19 protein-coding genes are annotated in these 19643 nt (G+C 61.1%); 7 read left to right on the top strand and 12 right to left on the bottom strand.

Going from position 1 to position 19643, the window contains the following annotated elements; all coding sequences use genetic code 11:
• Nucleotides 1-8 precede the first annotated feature (8 nt).
• Genes VME63_RS04520 through VME63_RS04510 form a run of 3 tightly spaced genes read right to left on the bottom strand, consistent with a single transcriptional unit; the run spans nt 9 to nt 3266 of the window.
• Nucleotides 9-1511 carry an efflux transporter outer membrane subunit gene (locus tag VME63_RS04520; protein WP_325430693.1) on the bottom strand — a complete coding sequence of 501 codons (1503 nt, stop codon included), beginning with the start codon at nt 1509-1511 and terminating at the stop codon, nt 9-11.
• Complete coding sequence (locus VME63_RS04515; protein ID WP_325430691.1) at nt 1489-2574, bottom strand: HlyD family secretion protein; 1086 nt, start codon at nt 2572-2574, stop codon at nt 1489-1491. Before VME63_RS04515 ends, VME63_RS04520 begins: the two co-directional genes overlap by 23 nt.
• The gene (locus VME63_RS04510) at nt 2571-3266 is read right to left on the bottom strand and encodes an ABC transporter ATP-binding protein (protein ID WP_325430689.1); all 696 of its coding nucleotides are present in this window, start codon (nt 3264-3266) and stop codon (nt 2571-2573) included. The genes VME63_RS04515 and VME63_RS04510 overlap by 4 nt, the downstream gene beginning before the upstream one ends.
• Before the next feature lie 171 nt (nt 3267-3437).
• On the opposite strand from VME63_RS04510, the gene VME63_RS04505 reads away from it, so the two are divergent.
• Entirely contained in the window at nt 3438-4190 is a 753-nt protein-coding gene (locus VME63_RS04505) for a response regulator (RefSeq protein WP_325430687.1), read from the top strand.
• An 8-nt stretch (nt 4191-4198) separates the two neighbouring features.
• A complete protein-coding gene (locus VME63_RS04500) occupies nt 4199-6232 on the top strand; it encodes a PAS domain S-box protein (RefSeq protein ID WP_325430685.1) in 2034 nt (677 codons plus the stop codon).
• Nucleotides 6233-6236: 4 nt separating this feature from the next.
• On the opposite strand, the gene VME63_RS04495 is transcribed toward VME63_RS04500, so the two are convergent.
• Nucleotides 6237-6974: a Crp/Fnr family transcriptional regulator gene (locus VME63_RS04495; RefSeq protein WP_325430682.1), complete on the bottom strand. Its 738-nt coding sequence runs from the start codon at nt 6972-6974 to the stop codon at nt 6237-6239.
• Nucleotides 6975-7106: 132 nt separating this feature from the next.
• The gene (locus tag VME63_RS04490; RefSeq protein WP_325430680.1) at nt 7107-7982 is read right to left on the bottom strand and encodes a universal stress protein; all 876 of its coding nucleotides are present in this window, start codon (nt 7980-7982) and stop codon (nt 7107-7109) included.
• 146 nt (nt 7983-8128) lie between these two features.
• On the opposite strand from VME63_RS04490, the gene VME63_RS04485 reads away from it, so the two are divergent.
• The gene (locus tag VME63_RS04485) at nt 8129-8710 is read left to right on the top strand and encodes a GNAT family N-acetyltransferase (RefSeq protein ID WP_325430678.1); all 582 of its coding nucleotides are present in this window, start codon (nt 8129-8131) and stop codon (nt 8708-8710) included.
• 33 nt (nt 8711-8743) lie between these two features.
• Nucleotides 8744-9640: a universal stress protein gene (locus VME63_RS04480; RefSeq protein WP_325430676.1), complete on the top strand. Its 897-nt coding sequence runs from the start codon at nt 8744-8746 to the stop codon at nt 9638-9640.
• 189 nt (nt 9641-9829) lie between these two features.
• Here the strand turns inward: VME63_RS04480 and VME63_RS04475 are convergent, their stop codons facing one another.
• Nucleotides 9830-10267, bottom strand: a complete 438-nt coding sequence (locus tag VME63_RS04475) for a universal stress protein (RefSeq protein WP_325430674.1) — start codon at nt 10265-10267, stop codon at nt 9830-9832.
• Between the two features lie 30 nt (nt 10268-10297).
• Complete coding sequence (locus tag VME63_RS04470; protein WP_325430672.1) at nt 10298-10483, bottom strand: hypothetical protein; 186 nt, start codon at nt 10481-10483, stop codon at nt 10298-10300.
• A gap of 478 nt (nt 10484-10961) precedes the next feature.
• On the opposite strand from VME63_RS04470, the gene VME63_RS04465 reads away from it, so the two are divergent.
• Nucleotides 10962-11447, top strand: coding sequence for a universal stress protein (locus VME63_RS04465; RefSeq protein ID WP_325430670.1), 486 nt, complete (start codon nt 10962-10964; stop codon nt 11445-11447).
• A gap of 144 nt (nt 11448-11591) precedes the next feature.
• On the opposite strand, the gene VME63_RS04460 is transcribed toward VME63_RS04465, so the two are convergent.
• Entirely contained in the window at nt 11592-12350 is a 759-nt protein-coding gene (locus tag VME63_RS04460; RefSeq protein ID WP_325430668.1) for an SDR family oxidoreductase, read from the bottom strand.
• A gap of 21 nt (nt 12351-12371) precedes the next feature.
• Nucleotides 12372-12773 (bottom strand): nuclear transport factor 2 family protein, encoded by a 402-nt coding sequence (locus VME63_RS04455; RefSeq protein WP_325430666.1) that lies wholly within the window; start codon nt 12771-12773, stop codon nt 12372-12374.
• A 196-nt stretch (nt 12774-12969) separates the two neighbouring features.
• Between VME63_RS04455 and VME63_RS04450 the strand changes: the two genes are divergently transcribed.
• Nucleotides 12970-13611 carry a TetR/AcrR family transcriptional regulator gene (locus VME63_RS04450; protein ID WP_325430664.1) on the top strand — a complete coding sequence of 214 codons (642 nt, stop codon included), beginning with the start codon at nt 12970-12972 and terminating at the stop codon, nt 13609-13611.
• 120 nt (nt 13612-13731) lie between these two features.
• Entirely contained in the window at nt 13732-15105 is a 1374-nt protein-coding gene (gene yjjJ / locus VME63_RS04445) for a type II toxin-antitoxin system HipA family toxin YjjJ (protein ID WP_325430662.1), read from the top strand.
• A gap of 419 nt (nt 15106-15524) precedes the next feature.
• Here the strand turns inward: yjjJ and glmS are convergent, their stop codons facing one another.
• From glmS to VME63_RS04430, 3 genes are all read right to left on the bottom strand, one after another.
• Complete coding sequence (gene glmS / locus VME63_RS04440) at nt 15525-17354, bottom strand: glutamine--fructose-6-phosphate transaminase (isomerizing) (RefSeq protein ID WP_325430660.1); 1830 nt, start codon at nt 17352-17354, stop codon at nt 15525-15527.
• A gap of 198 nt (nt 17355-17552) precedes the next feature.
• Nucleotides 17553-18923: a pyridoxal-phosphate dependent enzyme gene (locus VME63_RS04435; protein ID WP_325430658.1), complete on the bottom strand. Its 1371-nt coding sequence runs from the start codon at nt 18921-18923 to the stop codon at nt 17553-17555.
• Between the two features lie 337 nt (nt 18924-19260).
• The gene (locus VME63_RS04430; protein WP_325430656.1) at nt 19261-19485 is read right to left on the bottom strand and encodes a YdcH family protein; all 225 of its coding nucleotides are present in this window, start codon (nt 19483-19485) and stop codon (nt 19261-19263) included.
• Nucleotides 19486-19643: the final 158 nt, after the last annotated feature.

Here is a 19643-nt window from a genome sequence, read left to right as displayed (position 1 = left end):
CAAGTAATTCATGGCTGCGCGCCGGTGGCGATAGTGGCCCGTGCCGTTGGCATCGATGACTCGCCCACCCCTTCCCACCAGCCACCGCCGAGCGCGACATACAGCGCGACAGTATCCTGATACCGCTGCGCCAGAGATTGCACAAACGCCAGCTTGCTCTGCCGGTATTGCGCATCGGCGACCAGTACATCGACATAACTGACTAGACCGGCCGCGTAATTGGCCTGGATCAAATGCAAGGCCTGTTCAGCGTCGCGCGCCGCCTCGTCGTTGGCTTGCAGTGACTCGGCGTCGTGCTGCAAGGCTTTAAGCACGTCGGCAACTTGTTCAAAGGCGCTGATAACCGTACTACGGTAGTCCTCAGCCGATTTTTGATAGGCATCGATAGCCGCCCTCCGGCCGTACCAGCGCGCACCGCCCTGGAATATGGGCGCGGAGACATCCACCCCGGCATTCCAGAATCGACTTTCTGCGCTGCCAAGCACGCCCGTTTCGTTGGCTTCCGAGCCATCGTTTCCGCTCAATACGATGCTTGGAAACATGGCAGCAGTCGCCACGCCGATCTGCGCGCTCGCCTGGTGCAGCTGGGCTTCGGCGACCAAAATATCCGGTCGCTGGCGCACCAGTTGGGACGGCAGACTGAGTGGCAGTGCCGCGGGCAAGTGCAGATCCTCGAACCGTATCGCGGGTATTTGCGATGCCGCCGAACTCTGGCCCAGCAACGCGTGCAATAGATGATCAGCCTGGTCGCGCTTTAATTGGAGTGCGGCCAACTGGGCAAAGCTCGAAGCGCGCGCGCTGCGCAGGCTAAGCAAGTCGCTATACCCTTCAGCACCGGTTCGTATGCGGGTCTCGACCAGGTCCAGCTGCTGACTCTGGGCGGATATCAACTCCCGGATCACCTCGATTTCATCCGCATAGGCCTGGCGCGCAAAAGCAGTGTTCACGACATTGCCGGCCAGGGAAAGATAGGTAGCTCCCAGCATGTAGCGCTGCTCGTCGACCTGCGCGTGCAATCCCTCGACCGCCCGGCGTTCCCCGCCAAACAGATCCAGGGCATAGCTGACCGTCGCGCTTAAGGTGAACAGATTGAAGATACCGCCGACCCCGCGCGGGCCGAGCGGATAGGGAGACACGCGTTGACGCGCCGCATCGGCGCCGACGGCTATTTGGGGGAAAAACACGCCCTGTCCCGCACGCAGATTATCCTGGCTCTCGCGCAGACTCGCCTGCGCCGACTGTACGCTAGGGTTGCCCGCAATGGCGGCAAGCACGAGTCGATCGAGCTCGGGCGAGCGAAACAAGTGCCACCAATCGGCAGGCAAGGTTTGCGCCGGTTGAAAATGTTGCACCTGACCTAGCGCGATGGCGTATCCAGGCGACTGGTCTTTCGGAAGGTAGCGCGCGTCGGTCGGTGCGGATGGCCGCTTGAAGTCAGGACCTGCGGCGCAAGCGCCCAGGAGCAGTATCATCGCCGCCACCGCGAAGCTATTTTTCAGCCACATAGACATCCACCAGTTGCCCTGGGTAGATAGCCACGTCTGCCGGCTTCTTGAACCGGAAGATAATAGGGAGCACGCGCAAGTCCACACGCTCGAGCCGCTGGTCGGAAAGCTCGATCTTCGGTGTAACGTAGGGTTGGATGCGCACCACCTCCAACGGGAGCGTCAAACCGGTGCCGCGAATCGACATCTGCGCCTTCATCTTTGTCAACACCGGTAGGCGGTTGACCAGAATTTCATCGACGAAACAGCGAACCGACAGGTAGTCCTGGGAACCGCCCATGACCAGGATTGGGTCGTAGCCCTGGGTATACGCGTCATAAGCGCCCTGCGCCGATACGTAACTGCCCAATGCCGTATTCATGGCCAGCACGACGCCATCGGACGGCGCGCGGATCGTATACTTCTCCAAAAGCGCAGTGGATGCCAGGTATGCTTGCTCGAGCGCGTTGTATTGCATTTGCTGATTGCGAATGTCGTAGCTCCAGGCGCCGGCCTTGGTCAGCTCATATTGCCGGCGCGCGACGGCCAAATTGGCTTTGGCGACTGCCAAGGCGTCTTCGTCGTTATCCAGCGTATCTTTGCTGACGGAGCGCGGATCGATCGCAAAAGAACGACGCTGCTTATCATAGGTATCGCTGGCAGTTTTTTGATTGGCTTGCGCCATCGTCACCTGCGCGGCGGCGACGCTCAGGGTTTCCTTGCGCGGCTGCGCCTGCAGTTCCTGCAGGCTGGACAGGGCGGCTTCGGCTTGATGCTTTTGCTGTTGAGCCAGTGCAATCTGCACCGAGTTGTCGATGATCAGGAGAGGCTGGCCGGCTTTCACGCGATCGCCCTCGCGCACCATGATCTGCACGATGCGACCGGACACATCCGGATAAATGTTGACGTTTTCGCCGCTTCCCTGATAGCTCTCCACGATGCCGTTGGCGTAGATACCGTGCGCGTAGGGGCTGGTGGCCGGACTGAATACCGGCGGCTCCGCAACAGCTTCCCGTCCGTAGTAATAAGCGCTGCCGGCAGCCAGCAACACTCCGAACGCGGCCAAAATGAAGACAATGCGATTCCTCATAGATTTTTGCCTGTATCTGGCGTAATGCGCCCGTCCTCCATGTGCACGACGCGATCGGCGTACTCGATGATGCGCGCGTCATGAGTGACGATCAGTACGCAGCGTGTAGGATTGAGCACATGCTCGCGCACGAACTGCATGACCATTCGCCCGGTATCGCCGTCCAGCGAGGCGGTCGGCTCGTCCAAAATAAGCAGTTGCGGGTCCCCCACCAATGCACGCGCAATGGCAACGCGCTGCTGTTCGCCACCGCTCAACTTAACGGGCGGAAGCTGAGCCCTCTCCTTCAGACCTACGACAGCAAGCATCTGCGTCCCCTTCGCAAGAGAGGCATCCCAATCCTCCTTGCGCAAAATCAGGGGGATCGCCACGTTTTCCGCTGTGGTCAGCTTGGGAAACAGGTGAAAATCCTGAAACACAAAACCAATGGTCTTGAGCCGGAATTCAGCCAGTTCGTCGGCCGACAGGTGCCAAAGGTCGGCGCCTTTGACGACTACCGTTCCCGATGTCGGCCGGAGAATGCCTGAGATCATGCTCAGCAACGTGGTCTTGCCGCTTCCCGAAGGACCCACGATAAAGAGCATTTCGCCAAACCGCGCTTCAAAGCTTGCCTGGCGCACCGCCTGCGTCGCGGCAGCTCCTTCCCCGAAGGATTTGCATAGGCCAGTCGCTTGTATCGCAGCATTTTCCATGGGCCGAATCTAGCGGTGGGTCATGTGGCTGGATTTGAGCCAAATCAAGTGAATATGCGATTTAAATCCTCCTGGGCATCACGTCCTTGCTGCAACCGGTCCGGTACAGGCGTATCCTAGGCAAACGGTGTACTCGGTCCTGCTGGGAGCTTTAGGGAGCACTGGCTTTAGATGATCGTCACATCAGGCAACACGTCGGCACCCGTCTCGTCCATGCACTTGCTGGTAGTCGACGACGATGTTGAAATCACTCAAATTTTCAGCCGTTATTTCGGCTCGCACGGCTTTCGCGTCAGCACGGCAGGGGACGGTGTGCAGATGCGCAGGATTCTCGATGCGGAACCTGTCGACCTCGTGGTGCTTGATCTTGGCCTACCTGGCGAAGATGGACTGAGCCTTACCCGCCATCTGCGCGAACATTGGAACGGCCCGGTCATCATCGTGACGGGACGAGGCGAGTCCGTCGATCGCGTAGTGGGCCTGGAGCTTGGCGCGGACGATTACGTAACCAAGCCCTTCGATTTGCGCGAACTGCTCGCGCGCGTGCGCAGCGTGCTAAGGCGCGCTTCTGCGCCGTCAAAAGCAGCCCCCAGGCTTACCGAGCATGATCGATACGCATTCGATGGCTACGTGCTGGATTCGCATTCGCACAACGTCGTGGGACCGGAAGGCAAGCCGCTGGCCCTCACCAGCGGTGAATTCGCCCTGCTGCGAATCTTTGTGGAACATGCCAATCAGGTACTTTCCCGCGATCAGCTAATGACGCACATCCATGGACGCGATGCGGGCCCCTACGACCGCGCGATCGACGTGCAAATCGGCCGCCTGCGCCGCAAGATCGAAGCCGACCCCGCCGACCCGCAGCGCATCAAATCGATTCGCGGCGCGGGTTACCTGTTTTCTCCTGCCGTGCGCAAAATCTGAGCGCCGGCATGTTCAGCAGACAAGCGCCCGACGCCAGCTTGTTCCAGTCGCTGTTCGAAACAGCCCCGGATGCGATGATCGTCGTCGACCTGCACGGCACCATCGTCCTGGCCAATGCGCATGCCGAGCGCCTGTTTGGCTATGAAGGAGGCAAGCTCGCCGGCCTGAAGGTCGAAGCGTTGTTACCGGCCGCCATCCGGGAAGCGCATATAGCGCACCGTACCCACTACATGTCCAATCCACGCGTGCGGCCGATGGGCGCCGGTTATGAATTGACGGGTATCCGCGCCGATGGGCAGTCGTTTCCGGTTGAAATCGGCCTGAGCCCTGTCGTCGCGTCCGTGGGGACGTTGTTTGCGGCATCGATCCGTGACATTTCCGAGACCCAGCGGGCCAGGCAAGCCTTGCAGCGCGCGCGTTTCGATGCAGCGGTCGCGCAGGTGAGCCGAAGCCTGCTTGAAGCGGCGCACCATGAAAAGGCCATCATCGAGGTGCCTGGCCTGGTGACGGACACCCTGCAGATTCCCGCCGCGGCAATCATGCTGGCCGACACCCACCGCGCCCGCCTGCATATACCTGCATCCATCGGGCTTTCGGAGTCTGCGCTGGCGGCACTGTCCAATGAACCGACCCTGCAGGCCATTGCCCACGATGCAACGTTGACCGGCGATGCCCAATCGCTCGAACAAATGGCGGCGATGGAGAGTCTGCAACAGCATTGCCCGGCATTGTCGGAGGTATTTCTTGACGCTGCCGTGGTGCCATTGCCCGACCGTCGCGGCCCGACGGGCCTGTTGCTGGCATTCGCACAGCAAAAAAGCTACTTCGATCGCGACCGCCTCTATTTTCTCCAGTCGATCGCCAACATCCTTGCGGCGGCGGTGCAGCGCGGCCGCAGCGAAGAACAACTAGCGCATTCCCAGCGCCTGGATGCCCTCGGCCAGCTGACGGGCGGCATCGCGCACGATTTCAATAATCTTCTCACGGTGATCTCCGGCAACCTGCAGTTACTGGAAATCGACGTGCCGGAAGACCCCGCCACGCGTGAAACGCTGGAGAGCGCGTCGCGCGCGGTCGAGCGTGGCGCCGCCCTGACGCGCAAGCTGCTGGCTTTTTCACGCCGCCAGCACTTGCTTCCACGTGTCGTTCGCACGCTGCAATTGCTGGCCGATGTCAGCGACATGTTGCGGCGCACGCTCGGCGAGCAAGTCACCATCGCCGCCGAGTGCGCAAGCACCATTCCCCCGGTCTACGCCGATCCGGGCGAGCTGGAAGCCGCCTTGATCAATCTCGCGCTCAACGCGCGCGACGCCATGCCGCGCGGCGGGCGTCTCGCCATTACGGCACGCGCCTACCGCGCTTCCGGCGGCGACGGCGAAACGCGCCTTGCGCCGGGCGATTACGTCATGTTTGCGGTATCGGACACTGGCGTGGGGATGTCCGCCGACGTGCTGGCGCACGCGCTGGATCCGTTTTTCACCACCAAGGAGGCCGGCAAGGGCAGCGGGCTTGGCCTCAGCATGGTTTATGGTTTCGTGAAGCAATCGGGCGGCCATCTGAACATCGAAAGCCAACCCGGCCGCGGTACCCGGGTGGAACTTTACCTGCCGGTCGCCGTCACCGGTGCCACGGAAGAGACGCCGCTTACGGTGTCGCGCCGCGGCCATGAAACCGTGCTGGTGGTCGAAGACGAACATGAAGTGCGACGCGTTGCAACGACCTTTTTGCGCTCACTCGGCTACGTCACCTACGAGGCCAGCAACGCCCACCAGGCGCTGGAACAGCTGGCGGCACACCCGGATATCGACCTGCTGTTTTCCGACGTGGTGCTCGGAGGCAACATGACCGGCTTCGAACTTGCGGCCAAGGCGCGCGAGAAGTACCCCCACCTGCCGGTTCTTTTCACATCCGGCTACGAATACGCGTCGATGGATATCGACTCGCACTCCTTCGGCTCATTCGAGCTGCTGCGCAAGCCCTATCGCCGGGAACAGCTTGGCGTCGCCCTGCGCCGCGTGCTTGACCGCGAAGCGTCCGCCTGACCGCTCAGTTCACGGCCGCGCTCGCGCCCGCCATGCCACGAAGGCCATCCAGGTTCAGCACGCGAACTTCGCGGCGCTGCACATCGATGTAGTTGAGTCCGTGCAAACGAGACAGCGCGCGGCTTACGGTTTCATGCTTGAGCGCCAGGAAGCTCGCCATGTCCATGCGGCTCATGCGCAGAATGAAATGCCGCGCACTGTACCCGAGCCGCGCATAACGAGCGGCCACATCCAGCAAGAAGGCGGCCACCCGGCGCTCGGCCGCGAGCGTGCCCAGCATCAGCATCCACGAGCGATCGCCGCGTATTTCCGCCGCAAGAGCCAAAGTGATGTGTGCCTGCAGGTCGGGCACGTGCAGGCAGGCGCGTAGCACCGCCGGGTAAGGAAGCTCCCATACTTCACTGTCTTCCAGGGCGATCGCATCGCTTGAGTAGGCTTTCAACCCAATCGATTCCATCCCGATCAGCTCGCCACGCATGCGAAAGCCGGTCACCTGCTCGCGGCCATCGTCGGCCAATTCGCAGACTTTGTAGGAACCGGCGTGCACCAGATAAATCGCCTGGAAGGGTTGGCCGGCGTGATAGACGCCCTGGCCAGCACCATGTTTGCAGCGCCGGACCGGTACATGTTCACGAATGGCTTCGATGTCGATAGCCATATCACCGGAATGGTCAGCCAAGGCCAGTGATGCGTACGGTTTGCCGACTGGTGCGGCGTGAAAGTCCGATGCGAGCGCTGTCATGACACTTACCCCCGAGCTGTGATCCGTTGTCGCCACGCGATCGACTCTAGGCTCGGCAAGTAACGACAGTAGTTCACCCCGGCAACGGTTTGTAACGTTTTGTAACAAGGTCTCGACAGGCCCTTTTGACAATCAGTGCGCCAACAACACCGGCAGCGCCGCGTTTTCCAGCACATGGCGCGTCGTTCCGCCCAGCAGCAGCTCGGTAATGCGCGAATGGCCCCATGCTCCCATCACCAGCAAATCGGCGTGCACGCCATGCACCTTGTCCAATAACGCGTCCCCCACTTGATTGTTGGCCGGAAATTGCTGCACAGCGTGCAGCGTGACGCCCTGTCGCGTCAACCAGTCGCGTACGGGCAATGGCGGCGGTGAGAAGCCCGCGACGCCTTCATCGGTGCCATCGACGAAATAGACCATTTCCGCTTCGCGCAGGAATGGCAATGCGGCGCGCAACGCACGCATGGATTCAGGGGTGTTGTTCCAGGCGACGAGAATCTTTGTGGCGCGGAAATCCTTATCCCAGGCCGATGGCACCAGCAGCATGGGCGAGGACGATGCAAGCAGCACCCGGGTTACATAATTCAGGCTGGCTGGATAGGGATCCTTTTGATCGGGCAGATGGCTGACAGTGATATCGGCCATGCACGAGCGCCTCGCCAGGAGGGGAACATAGATGCCGCGGATCACCTCCCATGCACCCCTGACACCGCGCTTGCGGCACAGCTCGCCCCACCAGGCATCGCGTGCCCTTGCCTCCCGTTCTTCCATGGCGAGCATTTCCACGGCATCGGGAAGTGCGAGCGCCGACGGAAAGACATCGACGACGTGCAGACCCGTGGCAAAGCCGTTATGGCGGCTAGCGACGTCCAGGCCAACCCGTACTGCTGGATTGTCGTCGCGCATATCGTCGACGTTGACAAGGATATCGAGCATGGCGGCCTGCCTCGGTGTTGGCGAGGCTCCACTATTTCCCGGCTCTGTGTGACGCGCGTTGACCTGAATCAACCACGGTGAACTCCGCTTTGCCGCCGCTTAAGGGCCGCCTCGCGTTCTATTGATCACGGTCAAGTTCTGACGCTCGTCTGGGCGCTAAAAAACATACGCCATGCCCGTCATGCCGAACTTTTCGAAACCCATGCGAGGTTATCGCCATGTCCTCCAGCGCCAAACAACCATCGACCACCTCCGGCAGCACCAAGAACCCGATCCCGCCGGTCATCCAGGGCGATCATTGGATCGAGCCGCTGCGCGACGGAACGCATGTATTGATCCGACCCTTGCGTGCGGAAGATCGCGAGATTGAAACAAGATTCATCAACCGGCTTTCGCCGGAATCCAGGCGCCTACGCTTCCTTTGCAACTTCAAGGAGCCCAGTAAGCAGCTAATTGATCAGCTCATGCACGTCGACTACGTCCATGACATGGCCTTTGTGGCGCTCGCCCACGACAACGGGGAGCTTCGCGAAGTGGGCGTGAGCCGTTATGCCGCCACCGCCGACGGCGACCAATGCGAATGTGCGGTCACCGTCGCGGACGACTGGCGCAAGCGCGGCCTGGCCGTGTTGCTTATGAAGCATCTGATCGCCATCGCCCGCGAGAATAAATTCAAGCGCATGTTTTCCATCGACGATGTCAACAATGAAGCCATGCGTGAGTTGGCCACCTATCTTGGATTCAAGCACGAATCCCATCCGGAAGACCCCAAGTCGGCCATCTATTCGCTGGCATTATGACAATTACTTGCTTGTGTCTGGGAGGTATGAGCCATGCTTGCACATGAATTACGCGGTAAATCGATCGCCCGCACGCACGCGGCCGACGCCAAGGCCAGGATGGCGGAACCGCAGATGCACGACATCCTGGCCTTGGCGACATCGACCGGGCCCTGGAGCGCATCGCTGGTGACGGCTATCGATATCGCATCGCGCTGTAACGGCAATGTCACGGGATGCTACGTGCCCGGCTCGCTAAGGCAGCAGCGCGCTTATGAAACCGACCCAACCATCATGAGCTTGCTGACGGACATCGACTATGAAATGCCGGATGAGTCCGCCGCCTTCCGCGATTTCGCCAAACGCTACGGCGCGGGCCACTCTACCTGGGCGGTGACCCGTACCGCCATTGCACCCACGATGCGCAAGCTTGGTGCATGGCATGACGTCATCATCATCGAGCGCGACATCGTCGATGAGGAACGCGTCTTCGACATTCTTGGCGAGGGCATGCTAAGCAGCCGTACGCCATGCATCGTTCTCCCGCCACACTGGGACGGCGCGGTATCTTTTGAACGCATCGTTATCGCCTGGAACGGCACCTACGAGTCCACCCGCGCACTACACAGCGCGCTTCCCCTTATTCAACTGGCCAAACACGTAACACTGATCAACGGAGAAATGCGCCCACCATACGGCGATCAAGTCAGCGTTACGGAGCCCGATCCGATCACCTATCTGGCGCATCATGGCATCGCCGCAAAGCCCCATTTTATTCGTGTGGCCGCTGACGAGGCCGGCAAGACGATACTGAACAAGGCGCGCGAAACGCAGGCCGGCCTGCTGGTGATGGGCGCCTACAGCCATTCCCGCATTCGTGAACGGGTGCTGGGCGGTGCGACGCGCTACGTCCTCGCCAACGCCGATCTGCCTATTTTCATGCAGCACTAATCACCAAGAGGCTGCTGACGATGCCTGTCATTTCGCGCATGTGCATCGTCAGCGCCTGAGAGACGTCAATCGTGTGTTCGCTGATCCGACAATCGGGCGCAGCGGCGGCGATTCACCGTTGATTTCGGCGAACGCCAAGAACCATGGCAAGCCCCCAAGGCTTCTTAGAGCGGTGCCAACAACGTTCGTTTACCGGCACACCAGAACCGGGATATCCGAACAGCTGAGCACCTTGTTTGTTTCTCCGCCCATGACCAGGCGGTCGATGCCGGTATGACCGTGGATCCCCATGACGATCAGGTCGCAATCGAATTGCCGCGCAGCACCCACAATCGCCGCATAAGGGCGCTTGTCGAAGGTATAACCGCCATCGAACGGTACATCCGCTTCCTTGGCCAGTGCTTCGATGGCATCCAACTGCCGCTGCGCGCGGCTTACCGCTTCGCTACGGTAGTCTTCCGGCGAATGCCGGATCGAGTCGGAAAAATAAGCGATCGCCGCGAGCGGCGCCAGGACGTGGTATGCATGAACGCGCGCGCCCAGTTGCTTGGCGATGGCGATGCCCAATTGCGCCGCTCTCAGCGACTGGTCCGATCCGTCGGTGGGAAGCAGAATATTTTTGAACATGGCTAATCTCCCCAGAGACGATTGAGCAGGCTATTTGCGGGCGTCAGCGATCAGGCTGGCGATCAACGCCAGGACGCTGATGCCGCAAATCCACTCGGCGACCGTCCAAACCATTTGGTATTCGCGCACAATGCTGACCAGCGCACTGGCCGCCGCCATAAGCAGAAAGAAGATGGAGCGCGTCGAAAACGCCGGATCGTTCGATTGAGTTCTCATGGAGTGTCTCGCTTGGCCATGCCGCGTGGATCAACGATGCGGATACCGGCCACCTTGCCCGCGTACCATCGATGGTTCGAAACGATATGCGCGCACCGGCACAAGCGCCGGCGCGCCGCGACCCGCAGAGGGGAGCAACCACCTTGCCCATTCGGCGGTCCGGCAGCCGATCAGACGCCATAACCTTCCGAGGCGGCCCGGCGTGCGCGGTCTTTTCCATGGAAAAGCTGAATTGCAAGCAGACATGGCCGACTCCGCCTTAGTTGGACCGTTGTCAGCTTACGCGTCCGACCGCGCGCGATCTTGACCGCGATCAACTGCGGCCCCCGCCTCATTTCCCATCGATTCAGCCCAGGGACAAAGCGTGCCCCGCGGAAAATTGATCGCGATCAATACTCGTTCGCGCGGGCGCCCCATCATGGATCCCAATTGCACCGGATCGTGGCTGCAATGCACTGTCACCCATGAGGCTGCACCCATGAATACCGTCGCCATCCACGAATCATCGATCGTACCGCGCCGGGTACAATTCAGGCATTTACTGCTCCCTATCGACGGGTCGGAGCTTTCCTTGAAAGCCTTTGGCAAAGGACTGGAGCTGGCCAAGGCTTTCGGTGCAAAGGTGCTTATCTTGCACGCCGTGCCTCCCTTCAACTCCGTCGCTTTCGTGAGCGAAATCCTCGCCGCGGCGGAATTGAATTTCAGCCAGCATGCGTTGGCAAGCGCGTCGCGCTATCTGGACGAGGCAAAGGCGCTGGCGGTAGAGGCAGGGGTGCCGTGCGAGTGCCATTACGCATTTGGCGAACAACCGCACAACGCCATTCTGGAAGCCGCGCGGGAACATCGTTGCGACTTGATCGTCATGGCCACCCACGGCTGGCGTGGCATGGATCGCCTGATGCTGGGGAGCGAAGCACAGAAGGTCATCCTTGACAGCACCATTCCGGTCTTGGTCTGCCGGTGATATTTGAACCGGCCAGGCATCATGCCGTTGCACGGCGATCCAGGTGGGGGCGGGCAAATTTCCATCCTGCCCCCTCTATGGCGACTACGATGTCCCTGGCACGGTGCACGATGAGCGTGGGCGGATGGGCATCCCCCACGCTACTCACGTACCGCCAAACAGCGCGAGCGCTTGTTCGTTAAATCCATTGACCAGGCCATGCTCATTCGGGCCGACGTTGCCGCGGAACTGTTTGGCGCCATCGACCAGGATCTCGTCCGCATCCGTGCCCAGGACCGCCATGGTTTCAGCGATGAACTCGTCCAGCGGCATGGCTTGCTCGGCTTCCTGGCTGTTCATCAATTCGGTGCGCACCCACGGCGGCGCAATCTCAAGGACGCGTACGCCCGTATTGCGCAGCATGAAGCGTTGCGACAGTACATACGAATGGAGCGCCGCTTTGCTCGACGAATAGATGCCGGTGATGGCCATCGGCACAAAGGCCAGTACCGAGGTCGTATAGGCCACGATCGCGTCTTTCTTCGTCTTCAGATGCTCGATCAGCGCCGAAGTCATGCGAATGGGGCCCAGCACATTGGTTGTGATGGTGGACGTCAGCAACGCATCGTCGATCTTTCCACCCACGGTGTCGGGCTGCATGATGCCGGCGTTGTTGATCAGCACGTTGAGTTCGGGGTATTCGGCGATCAGCTTCGCAGCGACGCGTTCGATGCTGGCGGGATCGGCGACGTCCAGCTCTACCGCTTCCATGCCGGGATTGGCATCGATCACGGCCTTCAGATGGCTGCGCCTGCGCCCGGCGATGATGACCTTGTTGCCGCGTTTATGCAGCGCCTCGGCGAGACCGCGGCCGATACCTGAGCCGCCGCCGGTGATGAAGATGGTGTTGCCGGTGAGTTTCATGAGCGTTCTCCTAAGGTGGTTTCATGCAGGGAACCGGTCGCCGAACATAGGCAACCCGCTCTTGGATTCGGTGTGGGTGGCTTCGTCCTGCAACACGTCCCAGTGCTCGGCAAGCTTGCCGTTTTCGATGCGCACGACATCCGCGGCAACCCACGCGGCGGGGCGGCCGTTGCCGGAGAAGCGACCGTGCACGATGACGTAGTCGCCTTCAGCCAGGATCAGGCCATGCTCGTAGCGCAGGGTGTCGGGGATGCTGCGGATGAGATTGAAGAGGCCGTCGCGGCCCGGCTCGATGTGCGCGCTGTGCTGGATGTACGTGTCGGACCAAAACTGCTCGGCCGTCTGGTAGTCGCGCTTGTTGAACAATGTGTCGAAGGCTTTGAGGACGAGCGCCTTGTTCTGTTCGGGTGATGTCTTGGACATGGTCGTTTCCTTCTCGATGAGCGATGGGGCCGCGGCGCTCTGGGTGGGGATGCCGGCTTACCTGGAGGTGGAGCATATTCACAATGGCGATCACCATTGACGTGAGTTAGAATGGCACCGCACCGATCCATTGTCAATGGTGATCGCCATTAACAACGGATGGGTGCCACCCTAGCGCACGTCAGGAGTCGATGTTATGGGCGTTTCAAAACAGCAAGCCATTGAAAATAAAAGGGCTATTGTCGCCGCAGCGGAAAAGCTGTTCCGCCAGCGCGGGGTGGCCGCCGTGGGTCTGGCCGAGCTGACCAAGGCCGCGGGCTTCACTCAGGGGGGCTTTTACAACCACTTCAAATCGAAAGACGACCTGGTCGCCGCGGTCATGGACAAGGCCACGGAAGATGGCGCCGCCGAGCTGATCGCCGGCATCGCGGCGTCGAGAGCGGAGGCGGCCGATCCCATCAAGCGTTACGCCGAGTGGTACTTATCTCCCGAGCACCTGGGCAATATCGAGAAGGGTTGTCCATTGACAGGGTTTGCCGGCGACGTCCGGCGGCTCGGCAAGGAAGCGCGCGAATCTTACGCACGTGGACTGGCATCGAATTTCGATCAGATGGCGAATGCGATCGACGGCGAAAATCCTCAAGAGAAGCGGCAAAAGGTCATTTCGCTTTTCAGCCAGATGGTGGGCTCGCTGCTGCTGTCGCGCGCGGTCGCCGAGACCGATCCTGTTCTGGCGGATGAAATCTTGAAGAATGGGCGCCAGCAGTTGCAGCGGGTCTTGGATGCGTCCAAAAGGTCAGCCACTGACCCCTGGACAGTCTCTGGCCATACCCCCTAGCCATAAATCTATTCATTTATCTATTCATATAGCTTGGAATTATTTTCATAATACATTGTATATAAAGTATTATTAAGGTAGTTTATGTGCAAAGTATCTATTCATTGAATGGGTCCGCCCATGGCCGCCTCAACGGCATCCCTCGAAAGCCTGCTAACCGTCCTAAGGCACCAGCGCGTGGTGACAGCGAAGGATCTTGGCCGTCGGCTGGACACCAGTCAGCCCACCGTGTCTCGCCTTCTGGCTCAAGCCGGCCCCGCGGTGGTCAAGATCGGTCGCGCGCGCGCCACCCGGTATTCGGCTACTCGTGATGTTCGCGGTCTCGGAAGACATTGGCCATTGTTCCGCATCAACGCGCAGGGGCGCCCTGAAGACGTGGGGCGCCTGGTTGCGCTCCATGGCGACGGCTGCCTGCTCGAAGCCGACAACCCGCCAGCATGGCTGCGGGGCGAGTTCGCCGACGGCCTCTTTCCGGGCATCCCTTGGTTTCTGGATGACCAACGTCCCCAAGGGTTCCTGGGGCGCAAGTTCGCACAGCGCCACGCGCGCGAATTGGGATTACGCGACGACATCCTTCAATGGAACGCCGACGATGTGCTGACCGCGCTCCTGCTGCGTGGTGACAATGGCCCGGGCCAGTTCGTGCTGGGGAAGGCCTCGCTGGAACGGGCGCTGCAGACTCACCATGCCGCGATTCCGGCCGGTGACCGCCAGGAGTGTTATGCCGGCATGGCGGCCGACACCATCGCCGGCCTGAACGTAGGCTCCTCGCCCGGCGGCGAGCAGCCGAAGTTCGTCACGTGCGTTGACGACGGTAACGGCGCCTTGCGCCACGTCATTGTCAAGTTCACGGAACCGGCCGACAAGCACCCCACGGCACGCCGATGGGCGGACCTGCTGATCGCCGAGCATCTCGCCGGCGTCATCCTTGCCGAGCACGGCACGCCAAGCGCGCGCTCCGAACTCATCTGGTCCGGGGGCCGTCTGTGCCTGGAGTCGACCCGGTTCGATCGACAGGGTGCGTTCGGGCGCCGAGGCATGGTCTCCCTGGCCGCGTGGAGCGACGCCTATGACGGGCTGCGCGGACCTTGGTACGAGGTAGCCGAACGGATGCGTGCTGGCGGCTGGTTGAATGCCGCGGCTCAGCAGGACGTCGAGCAACGGTGGTGGTTTGCCAAGCTGATCGCCAACAACGACACGCACTACGGCAACTTGTCGCTCTTTCTCGACGACGCCCTGCCGATTGAACCGTGCCCAAATTACGACATGCTGCCGATGGACTACCGGCCGGGCTCGGGTGGCAACCTGCCTGATGCAGTGTACGAGCCGCCCGCCTACCCTCCGGCATCCATGGCGAACTGGCAGCGCGCCGCAGGCTGGGCAGAGCAGTTCTGGGAGCGGCTGGTTGGGAACGACGATGTCAGCCAGAGCTTCCGTGCGCTGGCCCGGGCCAATGGCGACGCGCTCCAGGCGATCCGCCAGCGGCTAGGTTGAAAAACCAACGCACCCTGCCCCAGCTCAGGGGTCCTGATCACGCGCAAGCAGTGCCAGCCAGTGCGATGACGCCTCGACGTGAGACTCGCGTCTTGGCAGGCTGAGCGTGCAGGCTGGCGTCCATGCGCAGCATCACTGGCGCACCTGTGCAATCCCTCTGGTGTTTGGTACGCAGTAAATCGGCGTCGCACAGAAACGAAAACAAGACGCCTGATCGCGACAAAAGCGGACTTGCACGTGCTTACTGGCTATATAAATGAGCGGCGCGATTAATCGTCGATGTCCTTAGACAAGTCGATCAAGCCGTTCAAGCCGTTCAAGCCGTTCAAGGAAAGAACTTCATTTACCAGGAAACAACTTCATCTTATGGGATACAACTTTATTTTCTTTTGACAATTGAAGCTTACCCCCGTTGGAAACTATTCCACCGTCACCGACTTGGCCAGGTTGCGCGGCTGATCCACATCCGTGCCGCGCAGTACGGCAACGTGGTAGGCGAGCAGTTGCAGTGGCACGGTGAATACGGCGGGCGCGATGAAGTCGCCGCCGGCGTCGATGCGCAACACGGTACCGCGCGCGGCGTTGCCGTCGATGTGTGCGGCGGTGTCGGCGAAAACGATCAGTTCGCCGCCCCGCGCGCGCACTTCTTGCAGGTTGGATTTGAGTTTGTCGAGCAGCGGGCCGTTCGGAGCCACCGCGACGACCGGCATGTCTTCGTCCACCAAGGCCAGCGGGCCGTGCTTGAGTTCGCCGGCCGGATAGGCTTCGGCGTGGATGTAGGAAATTTCCTTGAGCTTGAGCGACCCTTCCAGCGCGACCGGGTAATGCGCGCCGCGGCCGAGGAAAAGTGCGTGATGGCGGTGTACGAAACGCTCGGCCAGTTCGATGATCTGCGGCTCGAGTTTCAAGGCTTCTTCGATCGCGCGCGGCAGGTGGTGCAATTGCGCGCAGAGTTCGTCCAGGCGCGCGCCGTCGAGGTTGCGCCGTTTGGCCAGGTGCAACGTAAGCAGGGCCAACGCGGTGAGCTGGGTGGTAAAGGCCTTGGTGGAGGCCACGCCGATCTCGGGGCCGGCGCGCGTCATCAGCTTGAGGTCCGCTTCGCGCACAACGGAGGATTCGGGCACGTTGCAGATGGCGAGCGTGCCCAGGTAACCGCGGCGGCGCGACTCGCGCATCGCGGCCAGGGTGTCGGCGGTTTCGCCCGATTGCGAGATGGCGATGAATAGCGTGCCTTCCGGCACCACCGCTTCGCGGTAACGGTATTCGCTGGCCACTTCCACGCTCACGGGCAGCCGTGCGTAGTCTTCGATCCAATATTTGGCGACCATGCCTGCGTGATAACTGGTGCCGCAGGCGATGATGTGCACGCCCTTCACCTGCGCCAGCAGCTGATCGCCGCCGACGCCGAACACGTTCGGCAGCACGCCGCTGGCGCCGATGCGCGCCTCGAGCGTGTCGCTGACGGCGCGCGGCTGCTCGAAGATTTCCTTTTGCATGTAGTGGCGGTATTCCCCGCGCTCCACGGCGTCGGCCGACAGCTCGCTTTCGTGCACGGCGCGCTCGACGGGTTCGCCGTCGAGGGTGTAGATCTGCACTTTGTTGCGGCTGATCTCCACCACGTCGTCGTCTTCGAGGTAGATGATCTTGTTGGTCACCTGCACGAGTGCCTGCGCATCGGAGCCGAGGAAGTTTTCACCGATGCCCACGCCGATCAGGAGCGGTGCGCCGCGACGCGCGCCAACCACCAGGCCGGGTTGGTCGCGGTCGATCACCGCGATGGCATAGGCGCCTTCCAGTTCACGCACGCTGGCGAGCACGGCTTCGCGCAGGCTGATGCCTTTGGCGAGGTTCGCGTCGATGATCGCGGCGATGACTTCGGTGTCGGTTTCGGAGCTGAAGACGCTGCCCTTGGCCTGCAACTGCGCGCGCAGGGGCGCGTAGTTTTCGATGATGCCGTTATGCACCACCGCCACGCGGCCGACCATGTGCGGGTGCGCGTTCGCTTCGTTGGGTACGCCATGGGTGGCCCAGCGGGTGTGCGCGATGCCGGTGCCGCCGGGGAAAGGGTCGGCCAGATACAGCGACTCCATCTCGCGCACCTTGCCCTTGGCGCGCACGCGGTGCACCTGGCCCGATTCGAGTACGGCAAGGCCGGCCGAGTCGTAGCCGCGGTATTCGAGCGCCTTCAGGCCCGCAATCAGCAGCGGGCCGACGTCTCGTTGGGCAGCGGCGGCGACAATTCCACACATGGGGTCGGTTCCTGGTCAAAATGAGCGGGCACATTAAGGGCATGCCGTTTCGATCAGCTTTCCAGCCGGCATGTCATGCCTGCGTAGAATCGGGCGCACGGCCATGGTGAAACGAAGCGCACGGTGCGAAAGCGAAGCGCGCGAGCGGACTTGGATCGTTCCAACTCCACCAGCGCGCGCTTTGCCCGCGACGCGAAGTTAGTGCACCTTGCGCCGCAGATAGTTCAACAGGTCGATGCGGGTGATCAGGCCCAGGAACTGCTCGCCATCCACCACGATGGCCACGTGGCCGCGCTCGAATACCGGCAGCAGCGATTGGATCGGCGAGCGCACGTCCAGCATCTGCAGGTCGGTGATCATGGCGGTGGCGACCGAGTCGCGGAAGCGCGCTTCGTCGGCGTGCACGTGCATCAATACGTCCGATTCATCGAGGATGCCCACGATGCGATGGCCGTCCATCACCGGCAGCTGCGACACGTCGTAGAGCTTCATGCGCGTGTAGGCCGTCATCAGCAATTCGTTCGGGCCGACCACCACGGTGTCGCGCTGCGCGAACGGCCGCAGCAGCAGATCGCGCAAGTCGCCGTGCTGTTCGCGCGCGATGAAGCCGTTGTCGAGCATCCAATAGTCGTTGTACATCTTCGACAGGTATTTGTTGCCGGTGTCGCACACCAGCGTCACCACGCGCTTGGGCTGGGTCTGCTCGCGGCAATATTTCAGCGCGGCGGACAGCAGGGTGCCGGTGGAGGAGCCGCCGAGCACGCCTTCTTTGGCGAGCAGTTCGCGTGCGGCGAGAAAGCTCTCTTTGTCGGAAATCGCGTAGGCTTTTTTTACGCGGGAAAAATCGCTGATCGTCGGCAGGAAATCTTCGCCGATGCCTTCGACCATCCAACTGCCGGACTTGGTCGATAGCACGCCTTCGTTGATGTATTGGGCGAGAATCGAACCCACCGGATCGGCCAGCACGATTTCCGTATGCGGCGAATGTTCGGCGAAGTACTTGGACAGCCCCGTCATGGTGCCGGAGGATCCGCAGCCCACCACCACCGCATCGACCTTGCCATCCATCTGCTTGAGAATTTCCGGGCCGGTGGTTTGGATGTGCGCGAGCGGATTGTCCGGATTGCCGAACTGGTTGATGAAATACGCACCGGGCGTTTCGCGCGCGATGCGTTCGGCCATGTCCTGGTAGTACTCCGGATGACCCTTGGCGACATCCGAACGCGTCAGCACCACTTCGGCGCCCATGGCCTTGAGATTGAAGATTTTCTCGCGGCTCATCTTGTCGGGGACGACCAGAATCAGGCGATAGCCCTTGGCCTGCGCCACCAGCGCCAGGCCCAAGCCGGTATTGCCGGCAGTGCCTTCCACCAGCGTGGCGCCGGGTTTGATCTTGCCGGCTTTCTCGGCGCCTTCGACCATCGACAGGCCGATGCGATCCTTGATCGAGCCACCCGGATTGGCGCTTTCCAGCTTTAGGAAAAGCTCGCAATGCCCGGTGTCCAGGCGCTGCGCGCGCACCATGGGGGTATTACCGATCAGTTCGAGGACGCTTGCATTGACCGTCATGAAAACTCCTTGGCGTGGATACTCCAACGCGGACTTCATCGTCGCGCCGGCCGCCCATCATAACCGAGGGTCGTATGGGCTCCGCGCGAGAAAAGCCCGATGACATGCGGTGCGTGGCGGGCCGTGCATCCGATTCAGGCAATCCGTCGATCCGGATGAAGCGATTGAATGGCACCCGTTCATGGCCGTGGCATACATGGGCGCATGCGCCTGCACGAACATGCTGCCGGCAATGCCGTTTGAAAAAAGATCGGCTGAAGACGCTGCCAAAAACGCATCCCTGAAGATGAAACGGCCCCGGTGTACCGGGGCCGTGCATCATGCGAAAACACGCAGGTCAGTTGACGGGGTGCTGCATATCCCACATGCGCTGAAGGCGCTCCTTGGCGTAGAGTTTTTCTTTCTTCATCCCTGCCAAGGTCATGTCGTCGATGGGGAGAACGCCGATTTCGGCATCGTGCACCTTGCTGTCGAGCTCCCTGTGATACTGGTAAAGCCGGCGAAACTCCGCGTCGGCTTTCATCAAGGCTTCGACATCGTCACGCTGCTGGTTTTCAAACATGATCCAACCTCCTCGCAAAACTGCGGGCAGACAACTTTGAGCAGAATCGAATCGCGCACATGACCGCACCCCACGTCCTTGGGGAAGGACCTGGGCGAGGGGACGTTGGCGGGTGTGCGCATGATTCGGGTCGTTAAAAACCGCGGAAGCTGGAGGTC

Source organism: Dyella sp., assembly GCF_035503745.1.
GTDB lineage: Bacteria > Pseudomonadota > Gammaproteobacteria > Xanthomonadales > Rhodanobacteraceae > Dyella_B.
The sequence above is the reverse complement of the archived record's forward strand: the minus strand, read 5'-3'. Positions and strand labels throughout refer to the sequence as shown.

What these genes read in the sequence shown, in the direction of transcription:
- VME63_RS04450 (WP_325430664.1), top strand. Translation starts at nt 12,970, where the DNA reads ATGGGCGTTTCAAAACAGCAAGCCATTGAAAATAAAAGGGCTATTGTC.
- VME63_RS04520 (WP_325430693.1), bottom strand. Translation starts at nt 1,511, where the DNA reads ATGTCTATGTGGCTGAAAAATAGCTTCGCGGTGGCGGCGATGATACTG.
- VME63_RS04495 (WP_325430682.1), bottom strand. Translation starts at nt 6,974, where the DNA reads ATGACAGCGCTCGCATCGGACTTTCACGCCGCACCAGTCGGCAAACCG.
- yjjJ (WP_325430662.1), top strand. Translation starts at nt 13,732, where the DNA reads ATGGCCGCCTCAACGGCATCCCTCGAAAGCCTGCTAACCGTCCTAAGG.
- VME63_RS04430 (WP_325430656.1), bottom strand. Translation starts at nt 19,485, where the DNA reads ATGTTTGAAAACCAGCAGCGTGACGATGTCGAAGCCTTGATGAAAGCC.
- VME63_RS04460 (WP_325430668.1), bottom strand. Translation starts at nt 12,350, where the DNA reads ATGAAACTCACCGGCAACACCATCTTCATCACCGGCGGCGGCTCAGGT.
- VME63_RS04480 (WP_325430676.1), top strand. Translation starts at nt 8,744, where the DNA reads ATGCTTGCACATGAATTACGCGGTAAATCGATCGCCCGCACGCACGCG.
- VME63_RS04485 (WP_325430678.1), top strand. Translation starts at nt 8,129, where the DNA reads ATGTCCTCCAGCGCCAAACAACCATCGACCACCTCCGGCAGCACCAAG.
- VME63_RS04500 (WP_325430685.1), top strand. Translation starts at nt 4,199, where the DNA reads ATGTTCAGCAGACAAGCGCCCGACGCCAGCTTGTTCCAGTCGCTGTTC.
- VME63_RS04455 (WP_325430666.1), bottom strand. Translation starts at nt 12,773, where the DNA reads ATGTCCAAGACATCACCCGAACAGAACAAGGCGCTCGTCCTCAAAGCC.
- VME63_RS04475 (WP_325430674.1), bottom strand. Translation starts at nt 10,267, where the DNA reads ATGTTCAAAAATATTCTGCTTCCCACCGACGGATCGGACCAGTCGCTG.
- VME63_RS04505 (WP_325430687.1), top strand. Translation starts at nt 3,438, where the DNA reads ATGATCGTCACATCAGGCAACACGTCGGCACCCGTCTCGTCCATGCAC.
- VME63_RS04465 (WP_325430670.1), top strand. Translation starts at nt 10,962, where the DNA reads ATGAATACCGTCGCCATCCACGAATCATCGATCGTACCGCGCCGGGTA.
- glmS (WP_325430660.1), bottom strand. Translation starts at nt 17,354, where the DNA reads ATGTGTGGAATTGTCGCCGCCGCTGCCCAACGAGACGTCGGCCCGCTG.
- VME63_RS04470 (WP_325430672.1), bottom strand. Translation starts at nt 10,483, where the DNA reads ATGAGAACTCAATCGAACGATCCGGCGTTTTCGACGCGCTCCATCTTC.
- VME63_RS04515 (WP_325430691.1), bottom strand. Translation starts at nt 2,574, where the DNA reads ATGAGGAATCGCATTGTCTTCATTTTGGCCGCGTTCGGAGTGTTGCTG.
- VME63_RS04510 (WP_325430689.1), bottom strand. Translation starts at nt 3,266, where the DNA reads ATGGAAAATGCTGCGATACAAGCGACTGGCCTATGCAAATCCTTCGGG.
- VME63_RS04435 (WP_325430658.1), bottom strand. Translation starts at nt 18,923, where the DNA reads ATGACGGTCAATGCAAGCGTCCTCGAACTGATCGGTAATACCCCCATG.